This window comes from Variovorax sp. M-6 (assembly GCF_052114385.1).
In the GTDB taxonomy this organism is placed as follows: Bacteria; Pseudomonadota; Gammaproteobacteria; order Burkholderiales; family Burkholderiaceae_C; genus Variovorax.
On sequence record NZ_JBFREQ010000002.1, the window covers coordinates 208,900 to 229,041 of the forward strand.

General features: G+C 68.5%; 18 protein-coding genes. 14 read left to right on the top strand and 4 right to left on the bottom strand.

The features are described 5' to 3' along the window. Window positions 1-27: 27 nt before the first annotated feature. Genes AB4Z46_RS03475 through AB4Z46_RS03485 form a run of 3 tightly spaced genes read right to left on the bottom strand, consistent with a single transcriptional unit; the run spans window position 28 to window position 3,085 of the window. Window positions 28-1,365: a serine hydrolase domain-containing protein gene (locus AB4Z46_RS03475; RefSeq protein WP_442282079.1), complete on the bottom strand. Its 1,338-nt coding sequence runs from the start codon at window positions 1,363-1,365 to the stop codon at window positions 28-30. 22 nt (window positions 1,366-1,387) lie between these two features. Beyond that, window positions 1,388-2,203 carry a crotonase/enoyl-CoA hydratase family protein gene (locus AB4Z46_RS03480; RefSeq protein ID WP_442282080.1) on the bottom strand — a complete coding sequence of 272 codons (816 nt, stop codon included), beginning with the start codon at window positions 2,201-2,203 and terminating at the stop codon, window positions 1,388-1,390. Window positions 2,204-2,236: 33 nt separating this feature from the next. Then, the gene (locus AB4Z46_RS03485) at window positions 2,237-3,085 is read right to left on the bottom strand and encodes a 3-hydroxybutyryl-CoA dehydrogenase (protein ID WP_442282081.1); all 849 of its coding nucleotides are present in this window, start codon (window positions 3,083-3,085) and stop codon (window positions 2,237-2,239) included. 176 nt (window positions 3,086-3,261) lie between these two features. On the opposite strand from AB4Z46_RS03485, the gene purT reads away from it, so the two are divergent. From purT to AB4Z46_RS03530, 9 genes are all read left to right on the top strand, one after another. Further along, window positions 3,262-4,476, top strand: a complete 1,215-nt coding sequence (gene purT / locus AB4Z46_RS03490) for a formate-dependent phosphoribosylglycinamide formyltransferase (protein ID WP_442282082.1) — start codon at window positions 3,262-3,264, stop codon at window positions 4,474-4,476. Between the two features lie 111 nt (window positions 4,477-4,587). Further along, window positions 4,588-5,529, top strand: coding sequence for an alpha/beta hydrolase (locus tag AB4Z46_RS03495; RefSeq protein ID WP_442282083.1), 942 nt, complete (start codon window positions 4,588-4,590; stop codon window positions 5,527-5,529). Between the two features lie 165 nt (window positions 5,530-5,694). Next, window positions 5,695-6,438 (top strand): helix-turn-helix domain-containing protein, encoded by a 744-nt coding sequence (locus AB4Z46_RS03500; RefSeq protein WP_442282245.1) that lies wholly within the window; start codon window positions 5,695-5,697, stop codon window positions 6,436-6,438. 98 nt (window positions 6,439-6,536) lie between these two features. Further along, the gene (locus tag AB4Z46_RS03505) at window positions 6,537-7,412 is read left to right on the top strand and encodes a branched-chain amino acid ABC transporter permease (RefSeq protein WP_442282084.1); all 876 of its coding nucleotides are present in this window, start codon (window positions 6,537-6,539) and stop codon (window positions 7,410-7,412) included. Window positions 7,413-7,420: 8 nt separating this feature from the next. After that, window positions 7,421-8,497, top strand: a complete 1,077-nt coding sequence (locus tag AB4Z46_RS03510) for a branched-chain amino acid ABC transporter permease (protein WP_442282085.1) — start codon at window positions 7,421-7,423, stop codon at window positions 8,495-8,497. Continuing rightward, complete coding sequence (locus tag AB4Z46_RS03515) at window positions 8,494-9,306, top strand: ABC transporter ATP-binding protein (protein WP_442282086.1); 813 nt, start codon at window positions 8,494-8,496, stop codon at window positions 9,304-9,306. The genes AB4Z46_RS03510 and AB4Z46_RS03515 overlap by 4 nt, the downstream gene beginning before the upstream one ends. Window positions 9,307-9,598: 292 nt before the next feature. After that, window positions 9,599-10,372: an ABC transporter ATP-binding protein gene (locus AB4Z46_RS03520; RefSeq protein WP_442282087.1), complete on the top strand. Its 774-nt coding sequence runs from the start codon at window positions 9,599-9,601 to the stop codon at window positions 10,370-10,372. Next, on the top strand, window positions 10,369-12,252 hold the full coding sequence (locus AB4Z46_RS03525) for an AMP-dependent synthetase/ligase (protein ID WP_442282088.1): 1,884 nt from the start codon (window positions 10,369-10,371) through the stop codon (window positions 12,250-12,252). Before AB4Z46_RS03520 ends, AB4Z46_RS03525 begins: the two co-directional genes overlap by 4 nt. Before the next feature lie 36 nt (window positions 12,253-12,288). Continuing rightward, window positions 12,289-13,461 (top strand): ABC transporter substrate-binding protein, encoded by a 1,173-nt coding sequence (locus tag AB4Z46_RS03530; protein WP_442282089.1) that lies wholly within the window; start codon window positions 12,289-12,291, stop codon window positions 13,459-13,461. Window positions 13,462-13,533: 72 nt separating this feature from the next. Here AB4Z46_RS03530 and AB4Z46_RS03535 read toward each other — a convergent pair whose 3' ends face one another. Further along, complete coding sequence (locus tag AB4Z46_RS03535; RefSeq protein WP_442282090.1) at window positions 13,534-14,202, bottom strand: TetR/AcrR family transcriptional regulator; 669 nt, start codon at window positions 14,200-14,202, stop codon at window positions 13,534-13,536. A 163-nt stretch (window positions 14,203-14,365) separates the two neighbouring features. Here AB4Z46_RS03535 and AB4Z46_RS03540 point away from each other — a divergent pair, with 163 nt between their 5' ends. Genes AB4Z46_RS03540 through AB4Z46_RS03560 form a run of 5 tightly spaced genes read left to right on the top strand, consistent with a single transcriptional unit; the run spans window position 14,366 to window position 20,126 of the window. Further along, complete coding sequence (locus AB4Z46_RS03540) at window positions 14,366-15,610, top strand: branched-chain amino acid ABC transporter substrate-binding protein (protein ID WP_442282091.1); 1,245 nt, start codon at window positions 14,366-14,368, stop codon at window positions 15,608-15,610. A 7-nt stretch (window positions 15,611-15,617) separates the two neighbouring features. Beyond that, window positions 15,618-16,397 carry an SDR family NAD(P)-dependent oxidoreductase gene (locus tag AB4Z46_RS03545; protein WP_442282092.1) on the top strand — a complete coding sequence of 260 codons (780 nt, stop codon included), beginning with the start codon at window positions 15,618-15,620 and terminating at the stop codon, window positions 16,395-16,397. Between the two features lie 23 nt (window positions 16,398-16,420). Further along, window positions 16,421-17,230, top strand: a complete 810-nt coding sequence (locus tag AB4Z46_RS03550; protein ID WP_442282093.1) for an SDR family NAD(P)-dependent oxidoreductase — start codon at window positions 16,421-16,423, stop codon at window positions 17,228-17,230. Next, window positions 17,227-18,891: a class I adenylate-forming enzyme family protein gene (locus AB4Z46_RS03555; protein WP_442282094.1), complete on the top strand. Its 1,665-nt coding sequence runs from the start codon at window positions 17,227-17,229 to the stop codon at window positions 18,889-18,891. The genes AB4Z46_RS03550 and AB4Z46_RS03555 overlap by 4 nt, the downstream gene beginning before the upstream one ends. Further along, a complete protein-coding gene (locus AB4Z46_RS03560; RefSeq protein WP_442282095.1) occupies window positions 18,888-20,126 on the top strand; it encodes an acetyl-CoA acetyltransferase in 1,239 nt (412 codons plus the stop codon). The genes AB4Z46_RS03555 and AB4Z46_RS03560 overlap by 4 nt, the downstream gene beginning before the upstream one ends. Window positions 20,127-20,142 lie beyond the last annotated feature (16 nt).

Sequence of the window (20,142 nt, forward strand, 5' to 3'; positions counted from 1 at the left end):
CCTGCTGACTCCCCCTCGGGGGGCAGCTCAGGGCTGCATCAGCGCCTCGGCCACGGCCTGGAAGGCCGGCAGCGTCAACGGGTCGTTGGCGCCGTTGGCGGCCACCGGATGCGCCGCATAGCGCACGATCACCATTTCGGCCTTCGGGTCGACGTAGATGCTCTGGCCGTGAATGCCGCGCGCCATGAAGGCGCCGTTCGGGTTGTTCGTGATCCACCACATGTTCCGGTACGACCAGCCCGGCAGCAGCGTGTAGCCGGCTTTCGCGAACTTGGCCGGGTCGCCGCCGCGTGTGATGTCGGCCACTGCCGCCTTCGGGATCGCCTGCTGCCCGTTGGGCGCGCGACCGCCGTTGCGCATCGTCTCGCCGAAGCGCGCCAGGTCGCGCAGCGTGGTGTTGAGCCCGCCGCCGCCCGATTCGGTGCCGATGCGGTCGACCATGAAGTAGGCATCCTGCTCGGCACCGATGCGGCGCCAGATCTTCTCGCTCATGAGATCGGCCAGCGACTGGTTGCTGGCGCGGCGCAGGATCCAGGCCAGCACCTCGGCATTGACCGTCTTGTAGGCGAAGGCTTCGTCGTGCGCGCCTTCCTTCTTCAGCGTGACGAGGAATTCGTAGAAGGACTTCGGGCCGGTGTAGTTCGGACCCTGGGGGAGCATGCCGCCGGCGCGCGCATAGTCCCAGACCTCGGCCTTGGCATCGGCGTAGTTCTCGGAGTAGTGCACGCCGATGGTCATGTCCATGACCTGGCGCACCGTGGCGTCGCCGTAGGCCGTGCCCTTGAGTTCGGGCAGGTACTGCGTGACCGGCGCCGACGGGTCGAGCTTGCCTTCGGCAACCAGGATGGCCGCGAGCGTGCCGACGAAGGACTTGGTGACCGACATCCCGAGGTGAGGCCGTTCGGGCGTGAGCGCGCCGAAATACTTCTCGTAGACCACGTTGCCGCGGTGCAGCACCAGGATGCCGTCGGTGTAGGTGCGCGTGAGCATCTCGCCGAAGCTCAACTGCTCGCCGCCCATCGCCTTGAAGGAGATGCCGGAGAGATCGCGCGGCGTCGCCGGCAGCGGGCTCGGCATGCCGCTGCCGCGCCAGACGTTGGCGGTGGGCACGGTCTCGCGAATGTGCGAGTAGGACCAGCGGGTGCGCGGGTAGACGCCGCCCGCCGGGTTGTCGAAGGTGATCTGCTTGTCGGCCGCCGGCGGGAAGCCCTGCATCCAGCCGAGGGCGCCGACCGAAGTCGCCGCCGGATCGGGCAATGCGGGGGCCGCAGGGGCCGTGGTGGTCTGGGCGTAGAGGGCGCTCACGGCGGTCAGGCTGAAGGCGACGGCAAGCGCCGCACGCGCGAAACGGAAAGACAAGGGCATGGGAAAGCTCCTGGGAAGTTCATCAACGACCACTGAAGCGCGCCGGCCGGCGCTCGATGAAGGAGCGCACGCCCTCGGCGGCATCCTCGCTGTTCGCGAGCCGTTTCTGCGTCTCGATGAATTCCGCCATGGCAGCCAGAGGTCCCTCTTCGATCGCCTTGACCACGTTGCGCCGCGTCGCTACCACGGCCAGCGGCGCCTGCGCCGCGATGCGCTGCGCCACGGCCAGCGCCTCGTCGAGCTCCTGGCCGGCCGGCACGACCTTCTGGACGAAGTTGAGCCGATAGGCCTCGGCGCTGCCGAACTCGTCGGCCGTCAGCAGGTGCAGCATGGCGTTGCCCAGCCCGGCGCGTTCCGCCATGCGCAGGGTGGCGCCTCCCGTGGCCATGATGCCGCGCTGCACTTCCATCTGCGAGAAGCGGCAGTTGTCGGCCGCGATCACGATGTCGGCGCCCAGCATCAGCTCGATGCCCACGGTGAAGCAGATGCCCTTGACCGCGACCACCATCGGCTTGCTGCGGCGGCGATAGCCGGGCGTGCCGAAGTCGTGCGGCTCGACCAGCCCAGGCGGCACCGCCTTCTCGCCGCGCTTCATGAACTCGGTCACGGCCGGCAGGTCGAGCCCGGCCGTGAAGTGATCGCCGAAGGCATGCAGCACGCCCACGCGCAGCGCCGGGTCGTCGTCGAGCCGGGTGTAGGCCTCGGCCAGCTGCCGGAACATGGCCGGCGTCCAGCCGTTGCGCTTGGCGGGGCGGTTGATGCCGATCAGCAGCACGTGGTCGAGCACCTGGGTGTCGATGCAGCCTTCGGCGGGCGGATTGCTGGGGGTCGCGGTCATGTCCGTCTGTCTCCTTGTTCTTGTCTTGTCCGATCAGTAGCTGTACACGCCTCGCTTGGTCTTGCGTCCCAGCTGACCGGCCGCAACCATTTCCTTCAGCAGCGGGCACGGGCGGTACTTCGAGTCCCCGAACTGTTCCAGGTAGACCTCCATCACCGCCAGGCAGACGTCCAGCCCGATCATGTCGGCCAGCGCCAGCGGGCCGATCGGCTGGTTGCAGCCCAGCTTCATGCCGGCGTCGATGTCCTCGGCGGTCGCCAGGCCCTCGGCCAGCACGAAGAAGGCCTCGTTGATCATCGGCACCAGGATCCGGTTGACCACGAAGCCCGGCGCGTTCTTCACGGTGATCGGCGACTTGCCGAGCCTCTCTGCCAGCGCCTTGACCGCGTCGTGGGTGGCGTCGCTGGTCAGGTAGCCGCGGATGATCTCGACCAGCGCCATCATCGGCACCGGGTTGAAGAAGTGCATGCCGATGAAGCGGTCGGCGCGCGATGTGGCGGCGGCCAGCTGGGTGATCGAGATCGAGGAGGTGTTCGAGGCGATGATCACCTCGGGCGCCAGCAGCGCGTCGACCTGCTTGAGGATCTTGAGCTTGAGTTCGTGGTTCTCGGTCGCGGCCTCGATCACCAGCTGGGCCGACTTCAGGTCGTCGTAGTTCGTCGAGCCCTTGATCAGCGCCAGGGCGGCGTCCTTCTGGGCCGCCGTGAGCTTGTCCTTCTTGATCAGGCGGTCGAGGCTGCCGGCCACCGTGGCGACGCCCTTGTCCACCGCGGACTGCGCGATGTCGACCATGACCACGTTGACGCCCGCGACCGCGCAGGCCTGGGCGATGCCGTTGCCCATCGTTCCCGCGCCAATGATGCCGACCGTTTGGATTGCCATGAGAAATACTCCTTGAACAGAAAAAAGAAAGGGGAGGGTCCCGCGCCGGGGCGGGAACCGTGACCGGGATTGTGGAACAGAGCGCGGCCGGCCGGGTTCCCGTCCGTGACAGCGCCGGAGGCCGCGCGAGTGATTTAAAGTGCCGCGTTCACTCCCTCAGTTACGGACCCGCACCCATGACCACCCTCGGCACGCCCCTGTCCCCCTGCGCCACCCGCGTGATGCTGCTCGGCTCCGGCGAGCTCGGCAAGGAGGTGCTGATCGCCCTGCAGCGCCTCGGCGTCGAGACCATCGCGGTCGACCGCTACGAGAACGCGCCCGGCCAGCAGGTGGCGCACCACGCCCGCACCATCACCATGAGCGACCCGGCCCAGCTGAAGGCGCTGATCGAGGCCGAGAAGCCGCAGCTCGTGGTGCCCGAGATCGAGGCCATCGCCACGCCGATGCTGCAGCAGCTGGAGGACGCCGGCGTGGTGCGCGTGATCCCGACCGCGCGGGCGGCCCGTCTCACGATGGACCGCGAAGGCATCCGCCGCCTGGCCGCCGAGACGCTGGGCGTGCCGACCAGCCCCTACAGGTTCTGCGACTCGCTGGCCGAGCTGCAGGCGGCGATCGACGGCGCGAACGGGGAGGCGATCGGCTACCCGTGCGTCGTCAAGCCCGTGATGAGCAGCTCGGGCAAGGGCCAGAGCAAGATCGACGGCCCGGCCGATGTGCAGAAGGCCTGGGACTACGCCATGGCCGGCGGCCGCGTCAGCCATGGCCGGGTGATCGTCGAGGGCTTCATCGACTTCGACTACGAGATCACGCTGCTGACGGTTCGCGCGCTCGATGGCACCGGCGCCGTGCAGACGCAGTTCTGCGAGCCGATCGGCCACCTGCAGGTCAGCGGCGACTATGTCGAGAGCTGGCAGCCGCATCCGATGGCACCGGCTGCGTTGCAGAAGGCGCAGCAGATCGCCCAGGCCGTGACGGCTGACCTCGGCGGCCAGGGGCTGTTCGGCGTCGAGCTGTTCGTGAAGGGCGACCAGGTCTGGTTCAGCGAGGTCAGTCCGCGGCCGCACGACACCGGCATGGTGACGATGGCGACGCAGTGGCAGAACGAGTTCGAGCTACATGCCCGCGCGATCCTCGGGCTTCCGGTGGACACCACGCTCAAGAGCCCGGGCGCCAGCGCCGTGGTCTACGGCGGCGTCGACGCCACGGGCATCGTCTTCGACGGCGTGGCCGAGGCGCTCGCGGTGCCGGGCGTCGACCTGCGGCTGTTCGGCAAGCCCGAGAGTTTCACGAAGCGCCGCATGGGCGTGGCGCTGGCGCATGCCGTCGACATCGACACCGCTCGCCGCAATGCCAAGGAAGCCGCGTCGCGCGTGAAGCCACGCGAGGCTTGATGAGCCCCCACGCTCCGTCACTTCGTGTACTCGCTGCCCCCCGAGGGGGCCGCAGGCCGCCTTGGGGCGGCCCGGCGCCGGCCTGATCTTCCTTCAACCTCGGAGCCCCTGATGCTGCATCCCCAAGCCAAGGCCTTCATCGACCTCCTCGAGCAGCGCGGCGTGCCGCCGACGCACACGCTGACGCCGGCCGACGCGCGCAAGTTCTATCGCGAGCGGCGCGCCGTCACGCAGCCCGACCCCGGCGAGATGGCCGAGGTGCGGGAGCTGCAGGCCGACGGGCTGCACGGACCGATCCCGATGCGGCTCTATCGGCCGCTCGGATCCGTTGCCGCCAGCGTGCTGCCGGTGCTCGTGTACTACCACGGCGGCGGTTGGACCATCGGCGACCTCGACACCCACGACACGCTGTGCCGCGAGCTCTGCAATCTGTCGGGCTGCGCGGTGGTGGCGGTCGACTACCGCATGGGCCCGGAGCACCGCTTTCCGGCGGCGGTCGACGACGTGCTCGCGGCCACGCGCTGGGTTCGCAGGGAGGCCGCCGCGCTCGGCGTCGATCCCGCTCGGCTCGCGGTCGGCGGTGACAGCGCAGGCGGCAACCTGGCCGCCGTGGTCGCGATCGCGGCGCGCGATGCCGGCGATCTGCCCATCGCCTACCAGTTGCTGATCTATCCGGCCACCGACATGCGCCGCGTCCACCCGTCGCACACCACCAACGGCCAGGGCTACGTGCTGACCAGCGACACCATCCGCTATTTCCACGACCAGTACATCACCGATGCGGCGCACGACCTCGACTGGCGCGCCTCGCCGCTGCTGCACGAGGACCTCGCCGGACTGCCGCCGGCGCTGGTGCTGACCGCGGGCTACGACCCGTTGCGCGACGAGGGCCTGGACTATGCGCGGGCGCTCACCGCCGCCGGCAACCGCACCAGCTACGTCTGCTTCGAGCGCCAGATCCATGGCTTCATCACCATGGGCCGGCTGCTCGACGAGGCCAACGCGGCCGTCTCGATGTGCGCGGCCGAGCTGCGCCGCGCGCTCGAGCCCTAAGGGAAAGTCCCCGCGCAATCGCCGGCACCGGGCCGGCGTCCCCCGCTACGATCGGCCGATGGCGACGCCGGCCACCGGGCCGTCCGTCGCCGAGCGGAGGAGACGGCATTGGTCGACAGGCAACCGAAGCATGCGCCGCGCGGCGAGCACCGCGACGAGCGCCTCATGTGGATCACACCGCAGCGCGTCTTCTACGCCGGGCTTCTGGGCGCGGCGGCGGAACGCAACATGGGCGGCCACGGCATCTACCTCTCGCCCACCGGCGCACCGCTGCGCATCCGCATCGGCGGCGGCGCCTGGCAGAGCGGCGAGCTGATCGTGGTGCCGCCGCAGGTGCCGCACCGGGTCGAGACCGAGCACCGGACCATCCTCAGCCTGCTGATCGAATCCGAATTCGTCGATCCGGCCCAGCTGCCGGACTTCCTGCAGCGCTGCGGGCCGGTGGAGGCGCCGGCCTTCGTGCGGCGGGTGCGCGACGTGCATGTGCAACTGGCCGAAGCCTCGGGACGCGAGAGCTTCGATCGCTTCGATTTCGACGCGCTGTTCTTCGGCGGCCCGCTGGCGCCGCGGCCGCTCGATGCGCGCATCCGCAGGGTGATCGAGCGCATCAACGCCGATCCCGCGGCGCCGACCTCGGCCGACGAATGCGCGGCCGCCGTCAAGCTCTCGTTCTCGCGCTTCCTGCACCTCTTCAAGCAGGAGACCGGCCTGACCTTCCGTGCCTTCCGGGCCTGGAAGCGCGCCCGCAGCCTGCTGCGCCACGTGCGGCAGAGCGCCACGCTGACCGACATCGCGCTCGACACCGGCTACCCGGACTCGACCCATTTCAGCCACTCGATCCGCCAGGTGTACGGCCTACGACCCAGCGACATCGTCGCGGGATCGCGGCGGCTCGCCGTGCACCAATGACGCGCGCGGCCGCCCGCGCGGCGCCGATGCGGGACAACCCTCTGCGCCGCGCGCACGAGTCACCGCTATAAACCGCGAAACCCGGACGAGACCCCTCCTTGCAAATACTCCAGCTCCTGCTCTCAGGCATCGCTCAAGGCTGCATCTACGGCCTGATCGCCCTGGGCTTCGTGCTGATCTACAAGGCCACCGAGACCGTGAGCTTCGCGCAGGGCGAGCTGATGATGGTCGGCGCTTTCTGCGCCTTCGCGGGCATGTCGCTGTTCGGGTTGCCGTTCTGGCTCGCGGCACTGCTGGCGGTGGCCGCGATGGTGGCCTTCGGCGTGCTGCTCGAGCTGGTGGTGATCCGGCCGATCCTCGGCCAGCCGCAGTTCTCGATCGTGATGCTGACGATCGGCATCGGCTACGTGGCGCGCGGGCTGGTCACGATGATCCCGGGCATCGGCACCGAGACCCACACGCTGCCGGTGCCCTACAAGGACCAGATCTGGAAGCTGGGCGAGCTGGTGGTCAACCTCGAGCAGCTGGCCATCATCGTCGCCACCGCGGTGCTGTGCGGCCTGCTGTTCGCGATGTTCCGCTACAGCAAGCTCGGCATCGCGATGCAGGCCTCGTCGCAGAACCAGCTGGCGGCCTACTACATGGGCATCCCGGTCAAGCGGCTCAACGGCCTGGTGTGGGGGCTGGCCGCGGCGGTGGCGGCGATCGCCGGCATGCTGCTGGCGCCGATCACCTTCGTGCATGCCAACATGGGCTTCATCGGCCTCAAGGCCTTCCCGGCCGCGGTGGTGGGCGGCTTCGGCAGCCTGCCGGGAGCGATCGTCGGCGGGCTCGTGATCGGCATCGTCGAGTCCTTCGCGGGCTTCTACCTGCCCGACGGCTTCAAGGACACGGCGCCGTACATCGTGGTGCTGGTGATGCTGATGGTGAAGCCCAACGGGCTCTTCGGCGAGAAGCTTCGCAAGAAAGTCTAGAGCCCGCCATGCGCTACATCTTCAAGACCAGCTACACCCAGGACATCGACCTGGCCAAGCATGGCGGCCAGGTGTTCTGGTACAGCCTGCTCGGCGTCGCGCTGATCGTGGCGCCATGGGCGCTGCCGGAGTACTGGCTCGCGCAGCTGACCTTCGTGCTGATCTACGGCGTCGTCGGCCTCGGCCTGATGCTGCTGGCCGGCTTCACCGGGCAGTTCTCGATCGGGCACGCGGCCTTCCTCGGCACCGGCGCCTACACGCAGGCGGTGCTGAGCAACATGGGGGTGCCGTTCCCGATCGCGCTGGTTGCCGCCGCGGCGCTGTCGGCCGCGGTGGGCGTGGTGGTCGCGCTGCCGGCGCTGCGCGTGAAGGGCATCTACCTCGGCATCGCGACGCTGGCCTTCGGCTTCATCGTCGAGGAAGTGTTCGCGCGCTGGGAGAGCGTCACCGGCGGCAACTCGGGGCTGCATGTGAAGTCGGCCAGCCTGTTCGGCTGGGAGCTGAATTCGAGCGAGAGCTTCTACCTGGTGTGCCTTCTCATCGCCGTGCTGTGCACGCTCGCGATCCTGAACCTGCTGCGCTCGTCCACCGGCCGCGCCTTCGTCGCGATCCGCGATTCCGAGATCTCGGCCCAGAGCATGGGCATCCACCTGGCGCGCTACAAGACGATGTCCTTCGCGATCTCGGCCGCGCTGGCCGGACTCGGCGGCGCGCTGTACGCCCACAAGCTGAGCTTCATCTCGCCGGACCAGTTCAGCATCCTGCAGTCGATCGACCTGCTGCTGCTGGTGGTGATCGGCGGCCTCGGTTCGGTGCATGGCGCCTTCCTGGGCGCGATCTTCCTGATCGCGATGCCGCAGCTGATCGCATCGGCCAAGGACTGGCTGCCCCCCGCGATCGGCCAGGCGCCGGGCCTGCAGGGCCTGGTCTACGGCCTGGTGCTGATCGCCTTCGTGCTGTTCGAGCCGCTCGGCCTCTACGGGCGCTGGCTCAAGGTGCGCACCTGGCTGCAGCTGTTCCCGTTCTATCGGCGCGGGCTGTTCAAGCGCCAGAAGTCGTTCACCAAATCGGATCGGCTCAGATGAACGCCGACATCCTTCTCTCCGCCAAGGACCTGAGCGTGCGCTTCGGCGGCGTGCTGGCGGTCAACAAGGTCAGCTTCGAAGTCCGCCGCGGCGAGGTCTTCACGCTGATCGGGCCCAACGGCGCGGGCAAGACCACGGTGTTCAACCTGATCAGCCGCATCTACACGCCGACCGCCGGCGAGATCGTCTGGCACGGCGGCGGTGCGCCGCTGGCGCTGACGCAGCAGGCGCCGCACGAGATCGCGGCGCTCGGCATTGCGCGCACCTTCCAGAACATCGAGCTGTTCGAGCACGCCACCGTGCTGCACAACCTGCTGATCGGGCGCCACACGCACCGCCAGACCGGCTTCTGGAGCGAGCTGTTCTTCACCCCCGCCACCCGCCGCGCCGAGATCCAGGCGCGCGAGAAGGCCGAGCAGGTCATCGACCTGCTCGACCTGCAGCACCACCGGGACTCGATGGTCGCGGGGCTGCCCTACGGCGTGCGCAAGGTGGTCGAGCTGGCGCGGGCCCTGTGCACCGAGCCCAAGCTGCTGCTGCTGGACGAACCCTCGTCGGGCCTCAATGTCGAGGAAACCGCCGACATGGCCTTCTGGATCCAGGACATCCAGCAGGAGCTCGGCATCTCGGTGCTGATGGTGGAGCACGACATGTCGCTGGTGTCGAAGGTGTCGGACCGCGTGCTGGCGATGAACATGGGTGAAGCCCTCGCCTCCGGGACGCCTGCCGAGGTGCAGTCGGATGAGCGGGTGATCGAGGCGTACCTCGGTACTGTCGATGACGTGAGCAGCTTGCGGAGGGTGGCCTGATGTTCTTCGTCGTCTTCGGTGGGGCGCCCGGCACGCGGTGCGGGTCCGTCGACCCCACTGCGCCGGCCCTTCGGGCTTCCTTGCGGTGCTCGCCTTTCGCGGGGTCTCGCTCAAACTCGCCTTCGGCTCAAACAGTCGCGAGCCCTGATCCGCGAAAGGCTGCGCTCCTCAGCGGCGCAGAGGGGATCGCCGGTCCCGCACCGCATGCCGGGCTCAGGGGTGTTCAAAGGCCGGTGACGTCGGCCGGCCCGGGGCATACCGCCCGCCATCGCCACCCCGGAGGAAGCAAGTCATGACCGATACCGTCCTCCAACTCCTCAACGTCGAAAGCGCCTACGGCCCCATCAAGGCCATCCGCGGCGTCAGCCTCAAGGTACGCGCTGGCGAGATCGCCACCGTGCTGGGCTCCAACGGCGCCGGCAAGACCACCATCCTCAAGACCATCTCGGGGATCATCGACCCGAGAAAGGGCAGCATAGAGTTCAAGGGTAGCAACATCACCGCCCGGGACCCGGCGTACATCGTCCAGCAGGGCCTGAGCCACGTGCCCGAGGGCCGCGAGGTCTTCCCGCTGCTGTCGGTCAAGGACAACCTGCTGATGGGCGCCTACACCCGCCGCGACCGCGACGGCGTGGCCCGCGACATCGAGACCGTGTTCGGCTACTTCCCGATCCTCAGGGAGCGCGCCGCGCAGGACGCCGGCCTGCTCTCGGGCGGCCAGCAGCAGATGCTGGCCATCTCGCGCGCGATCATGGCCGCGCCGCAGCTGATCCTGCTCGACGAGCCCAGCCTGGGCCTGTCGCCCAAGCTCACCAAGGAGATCTTCGAGATCGTGGTGCGCATCAACCGCGAGCGCGGCACCACCATCCTGCTGGTCGAGCAGAACGCCAACATGGCGCTGAACGCCTCCGACTACGGCTACGTGCTCGAGAACGGCCGCATCGTGATGGAAGACACCTGCGAGCGGCTGCGCGAGAAGGAGGACATCAAGGAGTTCTACCTCGGCCTCAAGGACGACGGCGTGCGCGGCGAGCGGCGCTGGAAAAAGAAGAAGACCTGGAGATGACCAACGCCATGCACGCCAAGGCACCGGCCGGCCTCTGGGACCTGGGCCGCATCCAGTCCCGCGCGGACATCGTGGTGCCGGGCGAGACGATGCCCGCGATGTTCTGGAACGCGGCCCGCCTGCGCGGCGACAAGGTCTGGATGCGGCAGAAGAAGCTCGGCATCTGGCGCAGCTGGACCTGGAGGCAGACCGCCGACGCGGTGGCCGAGATCGCCGGCGGCCTGATGGCGATCGACTTCGCGCCGCACGAATGCGCCTCGATCCTGTCGAACACGGTCATCGAATGGGTGCTGTGCGATCTCGCGGTGCTCAGTTGCGGCGGCGTGGCCAACGGCATCTATCCGACCGATGCCGCCTCGCAGGTGCACTACCTCTGCGAAGACTCGCGCACCACGGTGCTGTTCGTCGAGGACGACGAGCAGCTCGACAAGGCGCTCGAGGTGCGCGCGGCCCTGCCGCTGCTGCGCAAGATCGTGGTCTTCGACATGGAGGGCCTGCGCGACCTGGACGACGCCGGCGTCATCAGCCTCGACGCCCTGCGCGCGCTCGGCCGCGACTACAACAAGGCCCATCCGCAGGAACTCGAGCAGCGCGTCGCCGCCTGCCGGCCCGAGGACCTGGCCATCCTGGTCTACACCTCGGGCACCACCGGCAAGCCCAAGGGCGCGATGCACAGCCATCGAGGACTGGTCTACACCACGCGCGGCTACAACACGCTGGTGGCGCAGGACGAGCACGACGAGCGCATGTGCTTCCTGCCGCTGTGCCACATCGCCGAGCGCATGGGCGGAGAGTACTTCGCGCTGTACACCGGCTCGATCCTCAATTTCGTCGAGAACCCGGAGACCGTGCCCGAGAACGTGCGCGAGATCGCCCCGACCGTGTTCACCGCGGTGCCGCGCGTGTGGGAGAAGTTCTATTCCGGCGTGATGATCGCGCTCAAGGAAGCGAGTGCGCTGCAGCAGGCGGCCTACGGCTGGAGCATCGGCGTCGGCACCGACATCGCCGACCGCGTGCTGGCCGGCCAGCCCGTCGGGGGCCTGCTGCGCTTCAAGTTCTGGCTCGCGCGCAAGCTGGCGCTGGACAACGCGCGCAAGCTGATCGGCATCCACCGCGCGCGCTTCCTGGTGACCGGCGCAGCGCCGATCTCGCCCGAGCTCGTCAAGTGGTACCTCGCGCTCGGCGTGCCGATGCTGGAGGTCTGGGGCATGACCGAATCCTGCGGCGCCGCCACCGGCGTGCCGGCCGCGCGCATCAAGCCCGGCGCCATCGGCCCGGCCGCGGGCTACAACGAAGTCCGCATCGACCCCGCCACCGGCGAGATCCTGGTGCGCGGCACCAACGTCTTCATGGGCTACCTGAACTTGCCGGAGAAGACCGCCGAGGCCATCGATGCCGAGGGCTGGCTGCACACCGGCGACGTCGGCACGGTCGACGAGGACGGGTTTTTCCGCATCACCGACCGCATGAAGGACATCATCATCACGGCAGGCGGCAAGAACATCACGCCGAGCGAACTCGAGAACGAGCTCAAGTTCAGCCCCTACATCACCGACGCCGTGGTGATCGGCGACGCCCGGCCCTACCTGAGCGTGATCGTCATGATCGACCAGGAGAACGTCGAGAAATTCGCCCAGGACCACGACGTGCCGTTCAGCAACTACCAGAGCCTGACGCGCGCGCAGGAGGTGCAGGACCTGATCCAGGCCGAGCTCGACCGCGTCAATGCGAAGTTCGCGCGGGTCGAGCAGATCAAGAAGTTCTTCCTTCTCGAAACGCAGCTCAGCGCCGAGGACGAGGAGCTCACGCCGACCATGAAGCTCAAGCGCAAGCTGGTCCAGACCAAGTACGCCGAGCGCATCGACGCCATGTACGCATAGCCGCCATTCTTTCGCCAACCTAGAGGAGACAACCGTATGAAGACCCAGACTCTGATCCCCCTGGCCGCCGCGGCCGGTCTCGCGCTGGGCTCCGGCCTCGCCAGCGCGCAGCAGCAGGGCGTGAGCAAGGACGAGATCCGCATCGGCACGATCCAGGATCTCTCCGGCCCGCTCGCCGGCTTCGGCAAGCAGGCGCGCAACGGCATGCAGCTCGCGGTGGACGAGCTCAACGAGCAGGGCAGCGTGCAGGGCCGCAAGCTCAAGCTCTTCGTCGAAGACTCGGGCTACGACCCCAAGAAGGCGGTGCTGGCGGCGCAGAAGCTGGTCAACCAGGAGAAGATCTTCATCATGGCGGGGCACATCGGCACCGCGCAGAACATGGCGGCGATGCCGGTGCAGTTCGAGAAGAACATCGTCAACTTCTTCCCGATCACCGCGGCGCGCGAGATGTACGAGCCGCTCAACCGCCTCAAGTATTCCTTCGCCGCGACCTACTACGACCAGATCCGCATGGCGCTGCCCAAGATGATCAAGGACAAGGGCGCCAAGAAGGTCTGCACCATCTACCAGGACGACGAATTCGGCCTCGAGGTGCAGCGCGGCGCCGAGGCCGGCCTGAAGGCCGCGGGCATGGAGCTCGCCGAGAAGACTTCCTTCAAGCGCGGCGCCACCGACTTCTCGTCGCAGGTCGCCAAGATGAAGGCCGCCAACTGCGACCTGGTGGTGCTCGGCACCATCATCCGCGAGACCATCGGCACCGTGGGCGAGGCGCGCAAGACCGGCTTCAACCCGACCTTCCTGGGGTCGAGCGCGGCCTACACCGACCTGATCCACAAGCTCGGCGGCAAACCGATGGACGGCGTCTACGCCACGATGACGGTGCAGAACCCCTACACCGACGAACAGTCGCAGCCGCTGCGATTCTGGGCCAACAAGTACAAGACCAAATTCAACGAGGACCCGACCGTGTTCTCGGTCTACGGCTACATGATCGTCCAGTCCTTCGTGCAGGCCGCCAACAAGGCGGGTCCGAACCTGACGACCGACAGCTTCATCAAGGCGATGGACAGCAGCACCTTCGAGCCCGACATGTTCGGCAGCCCGAAGATGACCTTCAGCGCCACCAAGCGGCTGGGCAACGACCAGTCGCGGCTGTCGCAGATCGTGGACGGCAAGTGGAAGGTGGTGTCGGACTACCTGGCGCCCTGAGCGTCCGGCGACCCGCGCGAGCACGCCGCGAAGCCGCCTGAGGGCGGCTTCTTTCCTTGTGCGAGCGAAGCCTCAGCGGTTGCTTCGCTTCGAGACCTTCAGCGGACGCAGGCCATGGATCACGTGGTCCGCGAAGGCTTCGGCGATCGCATCGCCCTGTGTCTCGCCCTTGTCGGTGAACCAGCGGTTGATGTTGTTGATGGCCCCCATGAAGAAGAACACCGCGAGCTTGGGGTCGCACGGCGCGATCGCGCCCTCGTCGATGCATCGGCTCACCAGCGCGCGCAGTTCCGTGTCGACCACCCGTCGCCGCTGCTGGATCAGGGCGTTGTGCTGCGCGGTCATCGAGTAGTACTCCGTCAGCACCACGCAGGTGCCCAGTTCGCTGGTCATCTTGCGGATGTAGAGACTGACGAAGAGGCGCAGCGCGTCCAGCGCGGTGGCGCCTTCGGCCTGCGCCGTTGCCAGGGCCTCCTCGGCCATGCCGATGGCCAGGCGATGGCACTCGTACAGGATCTCGTGCTTGTTCTTGACATAGCGGTACAGCGCCGGCTTGGTGACCGAGAGCGCGCTCGCGATGTCGTCGAGCGTGGTGTTGTGGAAGCCCTTCACCCCGAAGGTGCGGCCGGCGGCGGCGATCAGCGCACGCTTGCGGATCTCGCGCGGGTCGGGCGTGCCGGCCAGCGCGTTGTTCCAGCGGGCGGCCTTCGGAGTCGGTTTGGATCTGGGCGTTGTGACCATGGCTTGGGGCGATTGTCGGTCACCCGTGTGCGGGGTCTGCCCGCTTGACGGAGCCGGTGAGGGTCACTATATTAACGCGGAGTTACCGCAAAGTAACTTCTAATGACCAAGCAAAAAAATTACCGGATCGCAGTCCGCGCACCGGCATCCATCGGAGACCACCATGGCATTTCCTCGCTCCCTGGGCGTTGCGGCGGCATTGGCCGTTTGCGCGCTCGCCGCGTCGGCGCAGTCGCAGCCGCCGATCCGCATCTCGCACATCGACACCTTCTCGGGGCCGACGGCCTCGACGGGGGTGACGGTGGCGAAGACGCTGCTCTACGCGGTGGATCTGATCAACCAGCGCGGCGGCGTGCTCGGTCGCAAGCTCGAAGTGGTGCCGATGGACAACGGCGGCGATCCGGCGAAGGCGATCGCGATGCTCAACAGCACGGTCGACCAGAAGATCAGCTTCATGGTGCAGGCCGGCAACTCCGGCATCGCCGGCGCCCTGGAGGGCGCGGTCGAAAAGCACAATGATCGAAATCCGCAGTCACGGGTGCTCTACCTCAACTACGGCTCGGCGCTGCCCGAGCTCACGGGGGAGAAGTGCAGCTTCTGGATGTTCCGCTTCGAGGCGCACCAGCTGATGAAGATGTATGCCATCGCCGACTACGTGAAGCAGAACCCGCAGGTCAAGAAGATCTACCTCATCAACCAGGACTATGCCTTTGGCCGCTCGGTCAGTGCCGATGCGCGCGAGATCATCGGCAAGGCCCGGCCGGACGTGCAGTTCGTCGGCGACGATTTCCACCCCTTCGGCAAGGTGAAGGACTTCTCGCCCTACGTGCTGAAGATCAAGCAGTCCGGCGCCGACACGGTGCTGACCGGCAACTGGGGCAACGACCTGTCGCTGCTGGTGCGGGCCAGCAAGGAGTCGGGCCTGAACGCGCGCTACCTGACCTACTACGGCGGCCTGTTCGGCGTGCCGACGTCCATCGGGGCGGCCGGCGAAGACACCGTGTTCCAGATCGCGTCGTGGCATCCGAACGTGCCGGTCGAAGACAAGCAGCCCGCACTCGAGAAATATCAGAAAGACTTCAAGGCCAGGTTCGGCGAGGATCTGTACTACACCTCCATCCTCGTGCAGATGGACATGCTGGCGCGCGCCATCGAGAAAGTGGGCAACGCCACCGACCTCGTGAAGATCGCGCAGGCGCTCGAAGGCATGGACTACGACTCGCCCTTCGGCAAGATCCAGATGCGCAAGGCCGACCACCAGGCCACGCACCCGCTCTACATCAACCAGCTCGTGAAGGGCGTGAAGTACGACGCCGAAGGACTGGGGATGGGGTGGAAGACGGTGGCCAAGGTGCCGGGTCCGGTCACCGAGCTGCCTGTCACCTGCAAGATGAACCGTCCCGACTGAGGCGCGTATGCAGGATATCGGCGCCCGGGTCCAGGGCAGGGTCGCAGTGGTCACCGGCGGAGCGTCGGGTCTCGGCGCCGCAACCGCGAAGGCGTTGCGCGCGGCAGGCGCCTGCGTGGTGCTCATCGACCGCGATGCGGCGGCCGTCGAGGCGGCCGCCGCGGCGATGGATGCCATCGGCTTCGCGGCCGACGTGGCCGATGCCGAGGGCATCGAGTCCGTGTTCGGCCAGGTCGCGGAACGGCTGGGGCGAACCGAGATCCTGGTCAATTGCGCCGGTGTTGCCGACCCGGGGAGCGTGGTGCGCCGCGGTGTCGCCATGCCGCTGGCCGAGTTCCGGCGCGTGGTCGAGATCAATCTGCTGGGCACCATCAACTGCATCCGTTGCGCCGTGCCGCAGATGATCGCGGGGCGCGCGGGCGATGCCGAGGCCGGCGTGATCGTCAACACCGCCTCGATCGCCGCCTTCGACGGCCAGATCGGGCAGGCCGCCTATGCCGCGTCCAAGGGAGGCGTGGCGGGCCTGGTGCTGCCCTTGGCACGCGAGCTCGGCGAGCACGGCATCCGCGTCATGGGCATCGCGCCTGGCGTGTTCGAGACACCGATGACGATGAATCTCGCACCGCGATCGCGCGACGTGGTGTTCGCCGCCGTGCCGCCGTTTCCGAAGCGGCCCGGCCAAGCCGGCGAGTTTGCGGCGCTGGTGCTCGCGATCATCGCGAACCCGATGCTCAACGGCGAGGTGATTCGACTCGACGGCGCGCTGCGCATGCCGGCGCGCGTCTGAACGCCGCCCATCAAGGAGAAACGATGCAGATCGAAGGAACGGTGGCCGTCGTCACCGGCGCGGCCTCGGGGCTGGGACGGGCCACGGCGCAGCGCCTCGTGGCGCAGGGCGCACGCGTGGCGGCGCTGGACCTGGCCGGCGCGCCGCTCGATGCGCTCGCCGCCTCGGCGCCGGTGCTGGCGATCGGCGGCGACGTGAGCGCGGCCAGCGACATGGAAGCCGCCTTCGCGCAGGTGCGCGCCGCGCTCGGTACGCCGCGCATCCTGGTCAACTGCGCCGGCGTGCTGGGGCCCGCGCGCGTGTTTCGCACCGACAAGGCGACCGGCCGCCTGGTGCCGCGCGAGCTCGAGGTCTTCCGCCGTGTCATCGACATCAACCTCGTCGGCACCTTCAACACCCTTCGTCTGTTCGCCGAGGGCCTGAGCGGCGACGATGCCGCCGACGGCGAGGACCGCGGCGTGGTCGTCAACACCGCCTCGGTGGCGGCCTACGAGGCGCTGTCGGCGCAGGCGGCCTATGGCTCGTCGAAGGCCGGCGTGGCCAGCATGACGCTGCCGCTGGCGCGCGAACTCGCGCGCTTCGGCATTCGCGTGGTGGCGCTCGCTCCGGGCACCTTCGAGACCGGGATGTACGAGGTCGTGCCCACGCACACGCGGCGCACGCTGATCGACGACGTGCCCTTTCCGCCGCGCCCCGGTCGGCCGGAGGAGTTCGCGCACATGGTGCAGGCGCTGATCGAGAACAGCATGATGAACGGTTCGGTGGTGCGCATCGACGGTGCTGTGCGCATGCGCGAACCGACCGCGGCGCGGGAAGGGAGGCCAGCGCCATGAGCGGGCCGGGCCTTGGCGCGCAGGGCGACGCGCTGCGTCTGGAGGCGCTCTACGGGGATCGGCTGGTGCCGTGCTACGCCGAGCGGCCGCGCAACCTGGACGCGATGCTGCGCGCGTCGGTGGCCCTGCGCGGCGACGCGCCGGCCGTCGAGGACGGCGCCGCGACGCTGAGCTACCGCATGCTCGACCGCCTGGCGGACCGGGTCGCGAGCGGACTCGCCGCGCAGCGCGTGAAGAGCGGCGACCGGGTCGCGCTGTTCGTCGGCAATCGGTCCGAGTTCGTCGTGCTGCTGGCCGGTATCTGGCGGCTCGGCGCGATCGCGGTGCCGATCGGCATCCGGCAGAGTGCGGCGGAGCTCGGCTACATGCTCAACCAGTGCGGTGCGGCGGCGCTGGTGTTCGACGCCTCGCTGGCCGACCGGCTGCCGCCGCCGGCCGAAATGCCCGGCGTGCATTGCACCGTGTGCATCGAGGAGGGCGGCCTGGATGCGGCGGTGCGGCCGGGCGCGCTGTCGTACGCGGCACTGCTGGCCGCCGGCGACGATGCGCCGGTCGGCGCGGACTTCGAGGACACCTGCCCCGCCTGCATCATGTACACCTCGGGAACCACCGGACACCCGAAGGGTGCAGTGCTGTCCCATTTGGGCTTCTTCCATACCGCGCGCCACTACGTGCGCCGCTTCGGCTACACGGCCGACGACCGCATGCTGCTGGTGATCCCGGCCTCGCACATTTCAGGTCTGCTGGCGGTGGTGGTCGTCGCGCTGCAGGTGGGCGGCTGCCTGGTGTGCCTGCGGCAGTTCGGCGCGGGTGAGGCGTTGGCCGAGATCGAGGCGCGGCGCGTCACGGCCGCGGTCATGGTGCCGGCCATGTACAACCTCTGCCTGCTGCATCCCTCGTTGGCCGCGCGCGACCTGTCGTGCTGGCGCATCGGCCATTTCGGCGGCGCGGCGATGCCCGAGATCACCATCGCGCGACTGGCAGAGGCGCTGCCCGGCCTCGCCCTCTACAACGGCTTCGGCGCCACCGAGACGACCTCGGCGGTCACGCTCACCGAGCGTGGCGACGCGGCGCGCAAGCCCGACACGGTCGGCACCGTGGTGCCATGCGTCGATATCCGCGTGCTCGACACCGCGGGCCGCGAAGTGGCCACCGGCGAATCGGGCGAACTGTGGATCCGGAGCCCCGGCAACGCCATCGGCTACTGGGCCAATCCCGCGGCGACGCGGGACGCGTTCGTGGCCGGCTACTGGCGCTCGGGCGACATCGGCAGCATCGATGCCGAAGGCTTCGTGCGCGTGTTCGACCGCATCAAGGACATGATCAACCGCGGCGGGTTCAAGGTGTACTGCGTGGAACTCGAGAACGTGATCCAGCGCTACCCGGGCGTGATCGAGGTGGCCGCGGTCGCGAGCCCCTGTCCGGTGCTGGGCGAGCGCGTGCACGTGTTCGTGCATGCCACCGAGCCGGTGGACGCCCAGGCCGTGCGCGCGCAGTGCCGTCGCACGCTGGCCGATTACAAGACGCCTGATTTCGTCACCATCAGTGCGACACCGCTGCCGCGCAACCTCAACGGCAAGCTCGTCAAGGCACCGCTGCGCGAGCTGGCCCGCGAGGCCGCCCGGCAGCTTGCCGCCAACCACCCAGAAAGAAGCGCATGACTTCCTCCCCGGTCTACATCCTCGGCGGTCACCAGACCGATTTCGCGCGCAACGCGTCGCGCGACGGCGACGGCCTGTTCGAGCTGATGCGCGACGCGGTGCAGGGCGCGCTCGCCGATGCCGCGCTGGATGCGCGCGAGATCGAATCCGGCCATGTCGGCAATTTCGTCGGCGAGCTGTTCGCCGGGCAGGGTCAGCTGGGCGGGATGCTCGCGGCGATCGACCCCGGCTTCTACGGCACGCCCGCGGGACGGCACGAGGCGGCCTGCGCGTCGGGCAGCATCGCGATGCTGGCCGCCACGGCCGAGATCGAGTGCGGCCGCTACGACTGCGTGCTGGTCACCGGCGTGGAGCTGGAGCGCAACGTGCCCGGCGCCGTGGCCGCGCAGCACCTGGGGGCCGCGACCTGGGTGGGCGAAGAAGGCGCCGGGGCGACCTACGTGTGGCCGCGCATGTTCCATCGGGTCGGGCAGGAGTACGAGCGGCGCTATGGACTGAAGTACGAGCATCTGGCGCGCATCGCCGAGATCAACATTTCGAACGCGCGCCGCAATCCGTTCGCCCAGACGCGCGCGTGGAACTACACCGACGCCAGCTTCACCGCCGACGATGCCGCCAACCCGGTGATCGAGGGCATGATCCGGCGCCAGGATTGCGGCCAGGTCACCGACGGCGCGGCAGCCGTGGTTCTGGCGTCGCCGCGCTTCGCCGAGGCATGGGCCAGGCGGCGGGGCCATTCGCTTGACGGGCTGCCGCGCATCGCCGGCTGGGGCCACCGCACTGCGCACCTGAAGCTCGAGCCCAAGCTGCAGGCCAGTGCCGGCCAGGCCTACGTGTTCCCGCATGTGCGCGACGCGATCCAGGGCGCATTCCACCGCGCCGGCATCGCGGACGTGTGGCAACTCGATGGCATCGAGACGCATGACTGCTTCACCACCACCGAGTACATGGCGATCGACCACTTCGGCCTCACAGCGCCGGGCGAGAGTTGGCGCGCGATCGAGGCTGGCACCATCGCACGGGGCGGGCGCCTGCCGGTCAACCCGAGCGGCGGGCTGATCGGCCTGGGCCATCCGGTGGGCGCCACCGGCGTGCGCATGGTGCTCGACGCCGCGCGCCAGGTGGCGGGGCGTGCCGGCGATTGCCAGGTCGAGGGCGCCCGCCGCTTCGCCACGCTCAACATCGGCGGCAGCGCCACCACCGTGGTGAGTTTCATCGTCGAGAGCGACGCCTGACCGAGGGCGTGGCCTC

Excerpts from the sequence above, each read along its gene's own strand:
- AB4Z46_RS03475 (WP_442282079.1), bottom strand. The coding sequence starts at position 1,365 with ATGCCCTTGTCTTTCCGTTTCGCGCGTGCGGCGCTTGCCGTCGCCTTC.
- AB4Z46_RS03480 (WP_442282080.1), bottom strand. The coding sequence starts at position 2,203 with ATGACCGCGACCCCCAGCAATCCGCCCGCCGAAGGCTGCATCGACACC.
- AB4Z46_RS03485 (WP_442282081.1), bottom strand. The coding sequence starts at position 3,085 with ATGGCAATCCAAACGGTCGGCATCATTGGCGCGGGAACGATGGGCAAC.
- purT (WP_442282082.1), top strand. The coding sequence starts at position 3,262 with ATGACCACCCTCGGCACGCCCCTGTCCCCCTGCGCCACCCGCGTGATG.
- AB4Z46_RS03495 (WP_442282083.1), top strand. The coding sequence starts at position 4,588 with ATGCTGCATCCCCAAGCCAAGGCCTTCATCGACCTCCTCGAGCAGCGC.
- AB4Z46_RS03500 (WP_442282245.1), top strand. The coding sequence starts at position 5,695 with ATGTGGATCACACCGCAGCGCGTCTTCTACGCCGGGCTTCTGGGCGCG.
- AB4Z46_RS03510 (WP_442282085.1), top strand. The coding sequence starts at position 7,421 with ATGCGCTACATCTTCAAGACCAGCTACACCCAGGACATCGACCTGGCC.
- AB4Z46_RS03515 (WP_442282086.1), top strand. The coding sequence starts at position 8,494 with ATGAACGCCGACATCCTTCTCTCCGCCAAGGACCTGAGCGTGCGCTTC.
- AB4Z46_RS03520 (WP_442282087.1), top strand. The coding sequence starts at position 9,599 with ATGACCGATACCGTCCTCCAACTCCTCAACGTCGAAAGCGCCTACGGC.
- AB4Z46_RS03525 (WP_442282088.1), top strand. The coding sequence starts at position 10,369 with ATGACCAACGCCATGCACGCCAAGGCACCGGCCGGCCTCTGGGACCTG.
- AB4Z46_RS03530 (WP_442282089.1), top strand. The coding sequence starts at position 12,289 with ATGAAGACCCAGACTCTGATCCCCCTGGCCGCCGCGGCCGGTCTCGCG.
- AB4Z46_RS03535 (WP_442282090.1), bottom strand. The coding sequence starts at position 14,202 with ATGGTCACAACGCCCAGATCCAAACCGACTCCGAAGGCCGCCCGCTGG.
- AB4Z46_RS03540 (WP_442282091.1), top strand. The coding sequence starts at position 14,366 with ATGGCATTTCCTCGCTCCCTGGGCGTTGCGGCGGCATTGGCCGTTTGC.
- AB4Z46_RS03545 (WP_442282092.1), top strand. The coding sequence starts at position 15,618 with ATGCAGGATATCGGCGCCCGGGTCCAGGGCAGGGTCGCAGTGGTCACC.
- AB4Z46_RS03550 (WP_442282093.1), top strand. The coding sequence starts at position 16,421 with ATGCAGATCGAAGGAACGGTGGCCGTCGTCACCGGCGCGGCCTCGGGG.
- AB4Z46_RS03555 (WP_442282094.1), top strand. The coding sequence starts at position 17,227 with ATGAGCGGGCCGGGCCTTGGCGCGCAGGGCGACGCGCTGCGTCTGGAG.
- AB4Z46_RS03560 (WP_442282095.1), top strand. The coding sequence starts at position 18,888 with ATGACTTCCTCCCCGGTCTACATCCTCGGCGGTCACCAGACCGATTTC.